At 58.3% G+C, this 13,470-nt stretch carries 10 protein-coding genes and 1 pseudogene; 8 read left to right on the top strand and 3 right to left on the bottom strand.

The window, feature by feature from the left end:
* Positions 1–22: 22 nt before the first annotated feature.
* Entirely contained in the window at positions 23–976 is a 954-nt protein-coding gene (locus DRW39_RS08215) for a pectinesterase family protein (RefSeq protein WP_116106544.1), read from the bottom strand.
* Positions 973–2,571: a glycoside hydrolase 43 family protein gene (locus tag DRW39_RS08210; protein WP_116106543.1), complete on the bottom strand. Its 1,599-nt coding sequence runs from the start codon at positions 2,569–2,571 to the stop codon at positions 973–975. The genes DRW39_RS08215 and DRW39_RS08210 overlap by 4 nt, the downstream gene beginning before the upstream one ends.
* 264 nt (positions 2,572–2,835) lie before the next feature.
* Between DRW39_RS08210 and DRW39_RS08205 the strand changes: the two are divergent.
* The 8 genes and pseudogenes from DRW39_RS08205 (at position 2,836) to DRW39_RS08160 (ending at position 12,750) form a co-directional block, all read left to right on the top strand.
* Positions 2,836–4,788 (top strand): annotated as a pseudogene (locus DRW39_RS08205) (ThuA domain-containing protein).
* Positions 4,789–4,794: 6 nt separating this feature from the next.
* Positions 4,795–6,183, top strand: a complete 1,389-nt coding sequence (locus DRW39_RS08195; protein WP_116106540.1) for a Gfo/Idh/MocA family protein — start codon at positions 4,795–4,797, stop codon at positions 6,181–6,183.
* 15 nt (positions 6,184–6,198) lie between these two features.
* Entirely contained in the window at positions 6,199–7,578 is a 1,380-nt protein-coding gene (locus DRW39_RS08190; protein WP_116106539.1) for a putative oxidoreductase C-terminal domain-containing protein, read from the top strand.
* A gap of 58 nt (positions 7,579–7,636) precedes the next feature.
* The gene (locus tag DRW39_RS08185) at positions 7,637–8,677 is read left to right on the top strand and encodes an MBL fold metallo-hydrolase (protein ID WP_116106538.1); all 1,041 of its coding nucleotides are present in this window, start codon (positions 7,637–7,639) and stop codon (positions 8,675–8,677) included.
* A gap of 63 nt (positions 8,678–8,740) precedes the next feature.
* Positions 8,741–9,421 carry a tRNA (guanosine(37)-N1)-methyltransferase TrmD gene (gene trmD / locus DRW39_RS08175; RefSeq protein ID WP_116106536.1) on the top strand — a complete coding sequence of 227 codons (681 nt, stop codon included), beginning with the start codon at positions 8,741–8,743 and terminating at the stop codon, positions 9,419–9,421.
* A 527-nt stretch (positions 9,422–9,948) separates the two neighbouring features.
* Positions 9,949–10,665, top strand: coding sequence for a hypothetical protein (locus tag DRW39_RS08170; RefSeq protein WP_116106535.1), 717 nt, complete (start codon positions 9,949–9,951; stop codon positions 10,663–10,665).
* A gap of 201 nt (positions 10,666–10,866) precedes the next feature.
* A complete protein-coding gene (locus DRW39_RS22625; RefSeq protein WP_255419244.1) occupies positions 10,867–11,127 on the top strand; it encodes a hypothetical protein in 261 nt (86 codons plus the stop codon).
* A 198-nt stretch (positions 11,128–11,325) separates the two neighbouring features.
* The gene (locus DRW39_RS08160) at positions 11,326–12,750 is read left to right on the top strand and encodes a DUF5723 family protein (protein ID WP_157976001.1); all 1,425 of its coding nucleotides are present in this window, start codon (positions 11,326–11,328) and stop codon (positions 12,748–12,750) included.
* A gap of 22 nt (positions 12,751–12,772) precedes the next feature.
* Here DRW39_RS08160 and DRW39_RS08155 read toward each other — a convergent pair whose 3' ends face one another.
* Positions 12,773–13,468 (bottom strand): hypothetical protein, encoded by a 696-nt coding sequence (locus DRW39_RS08155; protein ID WP_116106533.1) that lies wholly within the window; start codon positions 13,466–13,468, stop codon positions 12,773–12,775.
* Positions 13,469–13,470 lie beyond the last annotated feature (2 nt).

Raw genomic sequence — 13,470 nt, 5'->3', positions numbered from 1 at the left:
AGAAAACATTAGGCACGGACCGTTAATCGGTCATTTCAGGTAGAAGGAAGGGACGTAGAACGTGTTCTTTTGATAGCCGGGCGGCTTCCCCGGCGGTCAGCTGCCGGCTCCATTCGACCCGGACATCGGGCCGGGCACCGGCTCCGGTATTTTCGTATTCGGCGTAGAAGACCGTCTTCTCTTTTTCGGGGGAAGACCAGTTATCCCAACCAGCGGGTACGATGTGGTCGCCCATCTCGCAGTACGCGAATACGGTGCGCGCGAAACTCCGCCACGGCCTGCCCAGGTACACCGAATGTACCTCTTCGGCGGCGGTCAGGCGGCAGTTCAGAAAGACGAAGCCGTATTCCCGGCCCTCCGGCGTGCTTGCCGCGGTCAGGTAAGAGTTGGATTTGGCGTGCACGGTACAGTTTTCAAACAGCGCCGTGGCCCCACCGAAGATGAAGTCCGTCGTACCCTCGATGTAGCAGTCGCGGTAATACTGTCGGGCGTTGGCTCCGTCGGCGTAAAGCGTGTCCTGGTTGCCCAGAAAGCGGCAATCGTAGAACTCCGCCCGGTCGGCCTCCACGGCTACGGCGACGGCCTGGCCCACCGGTCCGGCGGTATTCTCCACGGTCAGGTTACGCGCTTCGAATTCATCGCCCTGCACCAACAGGGTGGCCGTATGGAAGGTGCTGTTGCGGCCGCGGCCGATGCCGTCAAAGTAGTCGCCGAATCGAATAATCGTCGAATCCGCACTTTCACCCAGCAAAGTCACCCGGTTATTCCAGGCGTAGATCTTTACCTTTTCTTCGTAGACGCCATTGGCTACGTGAATGGTGATGCGTTCGTCCGGAAATGACTTGGCGGCATCGACGGCCGCCTGTATGCTGGTATACTCGGCCCTGCCGTCGGAGGCGACATACAGGTCAACCGCGTACTGCGCGTGAAGCAGTCCGGTCAGTAAGAGCAGGGCTATGGTGAGCTGGTTTTTCATTCTTCGGTCCTGAACCAGTCGTAATTGGCGTAGCCGCCGTCATTTTCGTGGGTGTCGCGAATAGCGAAGAGCCCCATTTTGGCGCCGATCCATTTCCCCTCCCGGGCCTGGAAGGGCTCCCCGAGTTCGGTAAAGGATTGGCCGTCGGTACTAAAGAAAAACTGGCAAACGCCACCGGCCGCCATGCGTACGCGCAGGTAAACCTCTGCGGTGGATACCGGCTGCGTAGCCACGGTGGTTTCCGGGGCACCGTTCTCAGCGTCTGCGCATACCACCTGCTTCACCACCAGTTCGTCGCCTTCCCGTTCCAGGGCGATGTAGGCGTAGTCGCGCCCCATCATGATAAGACCGGTCTTTTCGCTAGCGAAGTGGTGGTGAAAAGTGACCTTGGTGGTAGTGGTAAAGGCCTCCGCCGGCAGCTTCGTCAGCAAGAGGTGGGGAGCGTCCCACAGATTCCGGTAGCCTGGGTCCACCACCGGATTTAGCCGCAGGAAGCCCATGGCGGTAGGGTAGGCCCATTCCGCCTCGGGGTTAGCCTGCCACTGCCATTGCAATCCCAGTTCTGGTTGGTTGAATTCGTCGTCCGTAAGGGGGGCGGCGTCATCGAATGGCTGCGCCGCTTTGGGCATCTTATAGGTGCTCACGGGCTCCCCGATCCCGTCGTCATTGCCATCGACACCGATCATCAGCCAGTCATCCTCCCAGCGTGCGGGCTGCAGGTGGACGATACGGCCATACGGCTGCTTCTCCTGAAAATGCACGAACCAGTCATCGCCATTCTCCAGTTCGACCCAGGCACCCTGGTGGGGCCCGTTCACGTCGGTGTCACCCTGGTGCAGCACGACCTTGTCCTCGTAAGGCCCGTAGACATTTTCGGAGCGAAGGACGGTCTGCCAGCCAGTCGCCACGCCTCCCGCCGGAGCCAGGATGTAGTAGTAGCCATTACGCTTGTGCATTTTCGTTCCCTCCATGGTGCCGTGATTTTCGTGCCCGTCGAAGACCAGGACACCGTCGTCCAGAAGCTCGGTACCATCCGGTGACATCTCGTGCAGCACCACTACGCTCTTCATGCCGGCCCGACTACCGGCGAAGGCGTGGACCAGGTAGGCCTTACCATCGTCATCCCAGAAGGGGCAGGGGTCGATCCACCCGCTGGCGGCGCGTACGCGTACCGGTTCGTCCCAGTCACCGGCGGGGTCATCGGTCCTGACCATGTAGATACCGAAGTCCGGATCGCCGTAGTAAATATAGTAGGACCCGTCGTGATAGCGTATGGCCGGGGCCCAGACGCCGTTGCCGTGCTGGGGACGGGCGAAGGTGTCCAGAGGAGTCTGCACGTCGATAGCGTAGTTGATCAGCTTCCAGTTGACGAGGTCGCGGGAGTGCAGAATAGGGAGACCGGGAGCCGTATTAAAGCTGGATGCGGTCATGTAAAAATCGTCGCCTACCCGCACCACGTCGGGGTCGGAATAATCCGCGTGGAGGATGGGATTGGTGTAGGTGCCATCTCCGTTGTCGGCCGGGCGAACCTGGGCCGTCGCGTTTGAGCGGAGGAAAAGGCAGGCCAGCAGAATAAAGAGAAGGCGCTGGGACACGGGTAGAATTTGCGTTCCGCGATCAGGTGCGGCGGAATCTGTGATCGACTAAAAAAGCTTTAGGCTACCGAAGGGGCGAACCGAAAGCGGAATGCACCAAATGTACCATGGACGTTCACGGAGGGACCGTGCAATATTTCACTTTGGTGTAGCGGTTTTTTGCGCGTGACCCGCGATCCGCCCGGAATTAGGCACTTTACCTGCGCTCCGCCGCCATCTTTTGGTTACAGAAGGTTTATATTGGCTTGGTCTTCAACTTCGATCATGCACAACATTCGATTGCTGCTTCTGAGCAGCTTTTTGCTATTCCTTGCCCTGTTGCGGGGGCAGAGCCAATCCCCGATAGCCACCTTCGTGGTGGAGGCCGGCCCGTTTGACCGGTTGAACGCGCCGGTGTGTACGGAGATCGAACTACAAGCCGGCGGGGAGTATGCGCTCGTGGAAACCACCGACGGGCAGTCGCGCGCGGTCCCTACGCAGTACGACGGACGGCAATTATGCTGGCAGCTCGGGCAAACCGCCGCCGGTTCCGAAAGAACCTACACGCTTACCCGGGAAGCGGCCAGTACAAGCGGGAGCCGCGGCGTTACGGCCACGGAAACCGACGGGAAGGTGGTCTTCAGGATCGGCGATCGGGAGGTGCTGACCTACCAGGATGCGGCCGTGGACGTTCCTCCGGGTGTCGATCCCATTTTTTCGCGGGGCGGGTTCGTCCATCCCCTACGTACACTTAACGGGGCCACGGTGACGCGCATCCAAGCCCCCGACCACTACCATCACTACGGCGTGTGGGGTCCCTGGACCCATACCAAGTTCCGTGACCGGGAGATCGACTTCTGGAACCTCGCGAGAGGACAGGGTACCGTCGACGCCCGGGGAGTCCGCGCCGTGCAGGGGGGAAGCGTTCACGGTGACCTGATAGCCGACCGGACCTATCTGATCTTCCGCGACAGCGCGGTGCGGGAAGACCCTACGGAGGTGCTGGACGAGACCGTCGACCTGCGGGTATATGGAAGCGAAGCGGGGGCGGCGGGCTACCTGGCCGACTTCCGCCTCAGACAGCAGAACATCACCGCCGACCCGCTTACCGTGGAAGCCTACCGCTACCAGGGCTTTTCGATCCGCGCCACTCCGGAATGGCAGGACGATAACGTCGACCTGATCACCTCGGCGGGCTACGGCAAGGCCGACGGTAACGGTACACGCGCCCGCTGGGTCAAGGTGGAAGGCCCCACCGAGGCAGGTCGGGCCGGCTTGCTGATGATGACCCACCCGGACAACTTCAATGCGCCGGAGCAAATCAGGATCTGGCCCACCGGGGCTAACGAGGGCAAGGAAAATGTATTCGTGAACTTCAATCCGGCCCAGGACCGCGACTACGTCCTGCAATCCGGCCGGACCTACGAGCGCAACTACCGGCTGTACGTTTACGACGGGCAGTTAGATACCGTAGCCGCGAACCGAATCTGGCAGGATTTCGCCTATCCACCCCGGGTCCGGCGGACCGATCGTAGCGGAATACTGGAAGGAAAGAAGGTGCTGGTATATACCCGCAACGGCGAAGGCTACGTGCACGAGAACATTCCCGCCAGCGTGGAAGCGCTAAAGGGGCTTGGCCGGGACAACGACTTCGACGTTACGGCTACTGACGACGCGGGCGTGTTCAGCGCGGAGGGCCTGGCGGAATACGACGTGCTCGTGCTCTCGAATACCAACAACCGCATCTTCGACACCCCCGCACAACGCGAAGCGCTGCAAGCCTACATCCGCTCGGGTGGCGGGCTGGTCGGAATACACTCTGCCTGCGGGAGCGAACGCGACTGGCCCTGGTTCGCGGAGACATTAGGCGGGCGATTCTTCCGGCATCCGAAGCGCCAGGATTTCGACGTAGTTGTCCTGGACGACAGTCATCCCTCCACTGAATTCCTGCCCTCCACCTGGCACATCCGCGACGACGAGTGCTAATACATGACCCACCTGAACCCGGCCAATCACGTGCTGCTCGCGGCGGATTTGACAACGGTGGACGACGATCGGTCGGAGGACTATCCCGGTGAGACCTTTGGTGCGTACTTCCCGGCCGCCTGGTACAATACCGCCCACGGTGGCCGGCAGTGGTATACCGCCCTCGGTCACCGCAGCGAGCACTACCGCGATCCACTTTTTCTACGGCACCTTCTCGGCGGCATCGAATGGGCCGCTTCCCCGTCTAAATAAACAGCTATGAACCGTCGATCCCTTATTAAAAATTCATTGGCCGTCGCCGCGGCAACCGCCTTTCCGACTATCGTGCCGGCGCACGTGCTACGCGGTCCGCTGGCCCCCAGCAACCGGCTCAACATCGGGCAGATCGGTTGCGGCCGGATCGCGCGGGGGCACGACCTGCCACAGACCATGAAAAACGAAAGCGCCCGGGTAATGGCCGTATGCGACGTGGACAGCAAGCGCAAGGACCTGGGTAAGACCTTCATCGAATCCTGGTACCGGGAAAACCGCCCCGACGATAAGGTCACGGTCACTACCTACGATGATTACCGCGAGCTGCTGGCGAACGAAGACCTCGACGGGGTCATCATCTCCACACCCGATCACTGGCACGCCCAGCCGGCCATCGAGGCGGCGCTGGCGGGCAAAGACATCTACCTCCAGAAACCCACTTCGCTGACGGTGGAGGAGGGGCGCATGATGAGCGATATCGTGCACCGCAGCGGGGTGGTATTCCAACTTGGCAGTCAGCAACGGTCCATGGATCCCTGGCCGCAGTTCCGGCACGCCTGCGAGCTGGTGCGTAACGGGCGGATCGGTCGGCTCACGTCGGTCCGTATCGGGCTGCCCAGCGATCCGTCCGGCGGTGATCCGACCCCGATGCCCGTGCCGGAGAACTTGAACTACGCGATGTGGCTGGGCTCTACGCCCGACGTGCCGTACACCGTCGACCGCGTACACCCCCAGGAAGGCTTTTCCCGCCCCGGGTGGCTGCGCTGCGAACAGTTCGGCGCGGGCATGATCACCGGCTGGGGCGTTCACCACCTCGATATCGCCCACTGGGGTATGGATACCGAGTACACCGGTCCGATCGAGTTGGACGCGACGGCCAGCTTCCCCCTGGAAGGACTGTGGAACGTACACGGTCCCTACCACGTCACCGCCAAATACGCCAACGGGGTGGAGATGACCATCGACGGAGAGTATCCGAACGGCGTCCGCTTCGAAGGAACCGACGGCCACATCTTCGTCTCCCGGGGCGACGTCGCCGTGACCGCCAGCGACCCGAACTTCGCGGGCTCCGAAGCTTTCCAAACCAGCCTGACCGACCCGGACGCCCTGAAGATCTGGGAAGACGACATTCGGCTGTACGCCAGCCCGGAGCAGCACACGAACTGGCTGGATTGTATGAAATCCCGAGAACGGACGATCTCGCCGGCCGAGGTGGCCCACCGTTCGTGTACCGCCTGCCTGATCTCCCATATTGCGATGAAGTTGCCCCGCAAACTGGAATGGGATCCGGTAAACGAACGCTTCAGCAACGACGACGAGGCCAACCGGATGCTCTCGCGCTCCCAACGCTGGCCGTACGGTTACGAAAATATTCCCGTGCTTGCCCGTGGATAAATCAGTCTGTGTGTTATGAAATTAGTTCTCGCGCTGTGCCTCTTCGGCGGTCTTCTCAGCTGTGCCGGCGGTAACCAAACGAGCGATATGATGACTACCTCTTCGCCTGGCGATCGGGAAGATGCCGAACCCGTCCGGCTCATCACCCTCGACCCCGGCCACTTTCATGCCGCCCTGGTACAGAAGTCGATGTATCCGCAGGTGGATTCGACCGTCCATGTATATGCGCCGGAGGGGAGTGACGTGGATCTGCACCTTGAACGAATCGAGCGTTACAATCAGGCGGACAATCCAACGGCATGGGAGGAGGTCGTCTACCGCGGCCCCGACTTTTTCGAGCGCATGCTGGCCGAAAAGCCGGGAAACGTAGTCGTGCTATCGGGCAATAACGGCCGCAAGACGGAGTACATCGCCGAAGCCGTCGAGAACGGACTCAACGTCCTGGCTGATAAACCGATGGTCATTGAACCGGCGGAGTACGAACTACTCAGACGCACGATGGCCGAGGCGGAAGAGCGCGACCTGCTGCTGTACGATATCATGACCGAACGCTACGAGATCACGACGATGCTCCAACAGGCCTTTTCGCGACAGGAGAATGTCTTCGGAAAGCTAGTGGACGGCACGGTTGACGAACCCGCAATATCCAAGGAGAGCGTCCATCACTTCAGTAAGGAAGTGTCCGGGGCCCCGCTTATCCGGCCGGACTGGTTCTTCGACGTGCGCCAGCAGGGGGAGGGTATCGTCGACGTGGCTACCCACCTGGTGGACCTCATTCTTTGGGAAACCTTCCCCGGGGAACCGATCGACACCAACGAGGTGGAGGTACTGGATGCCCGTAGGTGGTCGACCGATCTAATCCGCGAGCAATTTTCCAAAGTCACCGGTCTGAAAGACTTTCCGGAATCATTGCAGGGGGATGTCAGCAACGGCGCGCTACAAGTTTATGCCAACGGCGAAATTGACTTCAGGGTACGGAACGTTCATGCCAAAGCGTCCGTCACTTGGAACTTCGAGGCACCACCGGGGGCGGCGGACACGCACTATTCCATGATGCGGGGCAGCCTGGCCGATCTGGTTATTCGGCAGGATGCGGACCAGCAATACATACCCACCTTGTATATCGAACCGAAGGGCGCACCGAACGATGCGGCTATCGAGCAGGCACTTATGGAAATGCAGGTCGTGTTTCCGGGGATCGATTACCGGGTGACGGACGACGGCTACGAAATTACCGTCCCCGATCGTCTTCGCAGCGGGCACGAGGCGCACTTCGGTCAGGTCATGCGGCAGTTTTTGACCTACCTCGAATCGGGTGACGTACCCGAATGGGAGCGCACCAACATGCTTACCAAGTACTACATCACGACGCGGGCCTATCGAATGAGTCGGTAGCAAAAAACAATGCGGGCGGGTAGGCCTTTCCTGTGGATATAATCCCAGTGAAACGTTTATGGAATACTTGCTTAATCCCGATTTACCTATTCATCCCAAACTAGCGGATAGCTGGCGCGGTAATCCGATGGAGGACAAGCAGTTTCAGTATCTCCACGATCCCTTCGAACCGGAATGGACTTCGGTGATGCGCATGATGCTGCTGCCCAATCCCCAGCGCGCGGAGAAGAAGGCGGATACCTGGGCACCATCGGTGAATGGCAATACGGACTATCTCAACGACCGTACGGCCAACTGGATCGTCTGGCTGGGGCACGCCTGCTACCTGATGCAATTCAACGGGGAGCGCTACCTGACCGATCCGCAGCTGGAGGATATGCCCTTTTTCCGCCGGCGGGTTTCGCCGCCCTTTGATTATGCGGATCTGACCGGCATCGATTACTTGCTGCTTTCCCACGACCACCGCGACCACGTAGACGAGAAGTGCCTCCGCACGATCTGCGCCAATAACGAGATTAAGAAGATACTGGCTCCGCTCCGCCTCTCCGACATTATCGGCGAGTGGGTGGGGGATACGCCCATTGAGGAAGCGGCCTGGTATCAGCAATTTTTACTTTCGGATAATGGCGTAACGATCACCTTTCTTCCCGCCCGCCACTGGTGCCGCCGCGGCCTGACGGACTTTAACCGGCGGTTGTGGGGAAGCTTCATGATCGAGGTATCACCACAGGAGACGCCATCCCAAAACGGTGGTGCCGGCGAAAAAAGAACCATCTATTTCGGCGGCGACAGCGCCCTGACCGATTACTGGAAAGAAATTGGAGAGCTCTTCCCCCACATCGACGTGGCTATGATCGGCATCGGGGCGTACAAACCCGAATTCATGATGCGCAGCAATCACGCCAATCCCTCCGAGGCGTTCACCGGCTACCGTGACCTGGGGGCTACCTACTGGTGGCCCATGCACCACGGCACCTACGACCTGAGTAACGAGCCGGCTTCCGAACCCATTCTCTGGGCCACGAAGATCATGAACAAACACGGTCTGGCCGATCGTATGCTGCAACCGGCGGTCAACGAGCCCTGGTGGTTCGGCTAGCATTCGTCCGATTGCCTAAATTTGCCGCACCCCGCACCCCGCACCCCGCACCCCGCACCCCGCATGCACTTCGACATCATCACCGTAGTTCCCGAGCTTCTCGATAGCCCGCTCACGCATTCCATATTGCGGCGAGCGCAGGAAAAAGACCTCCTCACGGTACAGGTACATGATCTACGACCCTACGGCCTTGGCAAACATAACAGTACCGACGACTACCAATTCGGCGGCGGGGCCGGTATGGTGATGCGTTGTGAACCGCTGGCCGCGCTGATCGACGAGTTGAAGGCTAAGCGGACATATGATGAGATCATCTACCTCACCCCGGACGGAGAACGCTACACCCAGGCCCGCGCCAATCGCTTGAGCATGAGCGAAAACCTGCTCCTGATATGCGGCCATTACAAAGGCATCGACGAGCGTATCCGGGAGGAGTACGTTACCCTGGAAATCAGCATTGGCGACTATGTGCTCTCCGGCGGAGAACTGGCCGCGGCCATCGTGGTAGACAGTATTGGTCGACTGCTCCCCGGGGTGATCGGCGACGAAACCAGTGCGCTCACCGATACCTTCCAGGACGACCTGCTGGCCCCGCCCGTTTACACCCGTCCGGCGGAGTGGCGGGGTAGGGAAGTGCCGGAAGTTTTACGGAGTGGTAATACCCCGGCCATCGAGGAGTGGCGGCAGGAGCAGGCGGAGGAGCGTACGCGGTTGCGGCGGCCGGATTTGCTAGGGGACGACTAGCTGCCCACCCCAACGGTAATTTCCAATCGCTGAGGGGGCATCCGGGTTCACTAATTTAACCCACGGCCCACCGTCCGGAACGCCAATATCGGCGTGAACCGGAAGCAAATAGCACAGGCCGACCAGTATCACGGCGTAGCGCCTTAATCATTGTGACCCATACAGCTCTCTGTAAGTGAATTATTTCTGTTAATTCCCCGTCCCTTACTCCGGATGACGGGCCGCCGCTACATGAGCTCCTCTCTCCCTGCTCCCCCAAAACTTATCCCCGCATTCGGTACGTCACAGATACTGTCTATGTCTTAGGATATGGCGTAACGAAAACACTCACCAAGACATCAAGTGTAAACGACACCGGCAGGGAGGCATCGCTAGCGTGAGCGGGCAACGTAACCGGAGGGAGCAATCTGTTTTGAAGCCGGCCCAAAATGGCGGTTGCCTGCTACGCTTGGGGAGCCTGTTATCATAAGCGACTTGTTTCACTGGCTCCGGCTCTTAACTAATCATTTTTAAATAATGTAATAGCGATGTTCAATCTTAAGATACGAGGGTTTAGGTGTAATGAAGAGACGGACGGTTTGGGATCAGATTCCATCGCATTTTTTCTGGCAGCCTTGCCCCTTACGAAGCACTCGTCAAGAATTAGCGGCTGGACGTACGCTGCCGGTTACCGGGATTATAGACTTCGCTGGGCGGATGATATGGACACGGGAGAGGCCTTTGTATTTCAGTACCCGATGAGCATTAATGAAAGGTCTTCATCTGATTACGACGCGCTCGAAGTCATTATGGTCATGTTAGAAATTGATGGTTCAGCCAGGAACAAAAACCAGGCGCTGCGAATCGAACGAACCATGCGGGATAGAATCGAGCGCGCTTGCCTACCTAGTGTCAGCCTAGGATCGTATCCCGAAGGGCCATTCGGGATAGGCTCGTACGATAAGGTATTAAGACCGAATGGAAGGAACAGCGGGTCTTCATTTGCGGGAGAAGACCTCGTCGCATTGGACCTCTGGCATATCGACCTCGACACCCCGCTTACCGGATCCATCGACTGGACAAACTACTCCCAGGAACAGCAAACTCCCGAAACTTCGCTGGCGACATTGCACCATGCATATTCCATTGAAAGGAACGTTTACAAAAATAGGAGGGGAGATGGTAGCCTTTCAGAGACCCGCTCTTACCGAAGTAATGAGGAAGACTCGCGCTATACCTTCGAAGTAGAATACACGGACGTCTAAGCTGCTGCAAGCAGACGGCAGATCAGGTACCTTCGCTAGCTGGCACAATAGGCGCGGGCGAACCGGCTTTCCCTGTCGAACAATTTGCTCATGATTTGCGCCCACTAGAAGGATACCGATGAGCGGATCGGGGAAGGCGTACGTCTTGCTGGAAATCAGCATCGGAGATTACGTACTCTCGGGTGGGGACTGGCTGCTGCGGTGCTGGTCGACAGCATAGGGCGCCTTTTGCCGGGAGTAATCGGCGACAAGACCAGCGCCCTGACCGATTCCTTTCAGGACAATCCCCTGGCTCCCCCGGAGTACACCCGCCCGGCCACCTGGCGGGCTAGGGAGGTGGTCGCCATACTGCGGAGTGGGATTATCCCCGCCATTGAGGACTGGCGCACGGAGGCGGCGGAACGGCGAACCCGCGAAGGCCGACCGGACCGGTTAGACGAGGAAGGTTTGGTGGAAAAGTAAGCTTTTAATAATTTAGATCTTTCGGGGTAACCTTACCTGGGTTCCCCGAACTAATTCATACACACGCACCGATCCACTTCGGCCAGTTATCACTTCTCGTGCGAGGGTCATCTTTGCGTGCTGCTCGGTCTTCCGTCCGGCTAGCTGAATTATTCCCGGAAGAAGCCAGCGATCTCTCCTTTATCTCACTGACCTACTATGAAAACGCTAACAACCGGCTTACTTACACTCCTCTTTCTTCTAGTTTCCAATTTCGCTAACACACAGAGTTACTTTGGCTTACGGATGGATAACTACGGGGGCATTCAGAATGTAACCCTCAACCCCGCCGAACTCGGCAATAGCCGAATGGCAACGGAGATTAACATCGGATCGGCCGGCGTTTATCTGGGCAATGATTACCTGACCGTCGATTTCTCCTCTGACCTCGTTGACGACTTCGATACCTTCTGGGAAGAATCGGTCACCCGCAACCCGCAGGCAGACAATCACCTGAACGGAAACGTCGATATTCTCGGGCCATCCATCATGCTACGCGCGGGTCGTAAATCCGGCGTCGCCTTCACCACCCGTGTACGTGGCTTGTACCGAATCGATAACTTTTCGGGGCAATTACTCGAAGGTATACAGGATAACTTCGGTGCGTTTGATGCCTTCGACATCGACATGCAAAATCATCGCAGCTTCCTGCACACTTACCTGGAAGCGGGATTCAGCTACGGTACCGTCGTGGTGGAAGGCCTGCAAAGCCAGCTGAAGATCGGGGGTAGCGTGAAGTACCTGCAGGGGCTGGGCGCCAGCTACACTTCCAGCGAATCACTGGTCGGCCAATATGATGATAACACCGCCCGGATAGATTTCGACGGGGACTTTGTCTACGGTTCCACAACCGATTATTCTTATGAAGAAATTTCATTCAATGACCTCACCAGCGGCTTCGGCTTCGATATCGGCGTGGCTTACGAATGGTGGTCCAAAGAACTCCCTGACTCCCCAATCCTTCCTCCCTACCGGCTAAAAGTAGCCGCTTCCATTACCGACATCGGGAGCATTGGGTACGAAACCGCCGATCAATCAAGCTACCTGATCAATGGGTCGCTTCGCGCCGACGAAGTGGAAGGGGAGGACGTTGAATACATCCTTGATGGCAACTTCGACGGAACGGAGTCGACCGTAGCCGTCGATGCCGGATTGCCCACCAGCCTGAACCTGATGGCCGATGTTCGGGTCACCGGCAAGCTTTACGTGAGCGCGGTCATGAATAAGTCCCTGCGCAGCCGGGAAGACGGCTTTACCAGCGCGTTCCCTACCGTCGTGGCGGTCACCCCCCGCTTACAGACCAAGTGGTTGGGCCTTTACACGCCGATGGTATTCGGTGGACACAATGGGCCGACCGTAGGTGCCGGATTACGGTTCTGGCTGCTGACGATCGGCTCGGGTAGCCTGCTGACCGACCTGGTGCTGGGTGACACGCCTTACTCGACGGACGTGTACGTTGGGGTAAAAGTGCCCTTTTACCGCCGTACCAAGCCCAGCAAGAAGGATTTGGAGCGCATGCAGGAGGAGCAGGAGGAAGCGTTGGAAACTGATGACGCGGAGGAAAAGTCGGGGGGTAAAGAGTGACGTTGTATGTGTCCTTAACCGACTAAAATTTCCATTCGAATCGTAAAATAGGGGCCATTTGATCGTCGCGAAGATATCCAGGAATTTCCCGCTGTAGCATTTCTTGGTGATGGAAGTTCAGCAGGTGCGCCGGCCCGTAAAGGCTCTCCCGATACCTTTCGGAGGGGGTAAAGCGGGGCCTCGCCTGCTGCACTTCCCGGATCAGCCGGCGGTATTGCCGGTTGTGCCGCAGGGTAGGGTAACGATAGTAGTCCTCAACGATGCTAGCCTGCTGCTCAGCGGTGTAGTCTCGAAAGGATTTATGCGGTTCAATTGTATACTCATAGGCCGCATTTCTTCCGCTAAAGTCAATCCTACCATGAAAGGCACCCTTTACGAACCCGGCTACAGTACCCCCAAGCTGTCGACACGCGGAACTCGAAATGTACTGATTTCCCTGAGTCTGGTATTGCCAGATATGGGTGAGCTCATGAATCAGGGTTGCTCCGGATAGTTGACGGCCCGGCGCAACGCGGATCGTATTACCCAATGTCGTAGGGGCGTTAATGAAGCGTGTTTCTACGATCATCACCTGCTCCAGATCGACAGAATCTAGAAAAATGGGGCGAGCCAGATCCTTTTCCGTTTGGCGCAGCGGGCGGCGACTTCGTCCGAAGCGATGGCCGTGGCGATCGGCCAGGATCTCCAGGGCGGGAATGCGTAGTTCGGGGGGCGGCATAG

The sequence above is a fragment of the Lewinella sp. IMCC34191 genome, from assembly GCF_003390935.1.
Lineage (GTDB): Bacteria > Bacteroidota > Bacteroidia > Chitinophagales > Saprospiraceae > Neolewinella.
The sequence above is the reverse complement of the archived record's forward strand: the minus strand, read 5'-3'. Positions and strand labels throughout refer to the sequence as shown.

Bases quoted from the DNA above. Each gene is read 5' to 3' on its own strand.
- DRW39_RS08215 (WP_116106544.1), bottom strand. From the start codon at position 976: ATGAAAAACCAGCTCACCATAGCCCTGCTCTTACTGACCGGACTGCTT.
- DRW39_RS08195 (WP_116106540.1), top strand. From the start codon at position 4,795: ATGAACCGTCGATCCCTTATTAAAAATTCATTGGCCGTCGCCGCGGCA.
- DRW39_RS08190 (WP_116106539.1), top strand. From the start codon at position 6,199: ATGAAATTAGTTCTCGCGCTGTGCCTCTTCGGCGGTCTTCTCAGCTGT.
- DRW39_RS08185 (WP_116106538.1), top strand. From the start codon at position 7,637: ATGGAATACTTGCTTAATCCCGATTTACCTATTCATCCCAAACTAGCG.
- trmD (WP_116106536.1), top strand. From the start codon at position 8,741: ATGCACTTCGACATCATCACCGTAGTTCCCGAGCTTCTCGATAGCCCG.
- DRW39_RS08170 (WP_116106535.1), top strand. From the start codon at position 9,949: ATGTTCAATCTTAAGATACGAGGGTTTAGGTGTAATGAAGAGACGGAC.
- DRW39_RS08160 (WP_157976001.1), top strand. From the start codon at position 11,326: ATGAAAACGCTAACAACCGGCTTACTTACACTCCTCTTTCTTCTAGTT.
- DRW39_RS08155 (WP_116106533.1), bottom strand. From the start codon at position 13,468: ATGCCGCCCCCCGAACTACGCATTCCCGCCCTGGAGATCCTGGCCGAT.